Source organism: Vibrio neptunius, from assembly GCF_000967495.1.
GTDB classification, from domain to species: Bacteria; Pseudomonadota; Gammaproteobacteria; order Enterobacterales; family Vibrionaceae; genus Vibrio; species Vibrio neptunius.
In genome coordinates this window covers 1-978 of sequence record NZ_JXXU01000139.1, presented here as the reverse complement: position 1 = coordinate 978, position 978 = coordinate 1, and the positions used below count along the sequence as shown (strand labels likewise).

Below are 978 nucleotides of genomic sequence, written 5' to 3'. Positions count from 1 at the left end.
TTATTGGCATGGCGACCAACGAACACGTTGAGTCTTTCTTGCCTGATGGTCCCTTGCCCTTGCGCCACTAGGTTTTGCAGTGGTTGAGGTAAAGGTAAGTGATAGCGGCACAGGGTCGGCTCATTTTTATCGCGTGTTACTTGGCCGCTGAATAAGGTGTGAGCGGTAAAGTTCTGATAATCCGAGGGCGGAAAGCCGCTTTCGATGCTCAGGGTCACGGCTTCATTGTCATAAGCGTTGGGCAGCAGGATGGTCATTTCTTGTTTAAAATGGACGGTCGCGCTGTGGCTTGACTCCGCTCTATCAATACGTCGCGCAGTGGTGCGAAACTGGATTGACGGCTGGTTAAGCAAAGCCAGTAAGGCGTGGTATTCATCTACAGCACTGCGGTTAAAGTCTGGCTCTTTGCCCCATATTGAATGGCGCAGCCAGGTTTCCAGCGGGGTTCGTTTAGTCAGCAATAGCAGTATGGTCACTGCCGCATACAGAGCCGCGCCCCAGAAGTTAATGGCTAACATCCAACCTTGTAATACTTCACCGACGAATATCAGGCCTAAACGAGTTCTTAGCGAGTTAACGACCAATCCACCCCAACTCACCACCTGTATTCCGAGTGCACCAGCTTTAGCAACCAACAACAGTGTTTGCGACGAACTTTTTGATGCTGATAAATCCTCGACGACTTGCCATCCTTCTAGCCCCGCGGCGATCACCCCTGCAACTCCGGCAATCAGTGAATGGGCAATATAGCGCTGAGCGTTAAGAACATCTGCAATTTTCACACCTTCCATCTTACTGGTTTTGAGTGTCTTTAGCGTATTCTCCATTACACCACTTTTGCCTTGGATTTTAGTCAGTGATAGCCCTTTTAGCACTGCACCTGTGTTATTAACAAACCACGCGATACTGTAACCTACGGTGGTTTGTTGGCGACGCGTATCCGGGTAAGGAGCCGACCTTTCCATCTCTTGCAGGGTT

The 978-nt window shown here is 49.9% G+C and carries 1 protein-coding gene; it reads right to left on the bottom strand.

Annotated elements, in window-relative coordinates; genetic code table 11:
* Positions 1–978 (bottom strand): hypothetical protein (locus TW84_RS24740; RefSeq protein WP_045978011.1); only part of this gene is annotated, 978 nt, incomplete at both ends.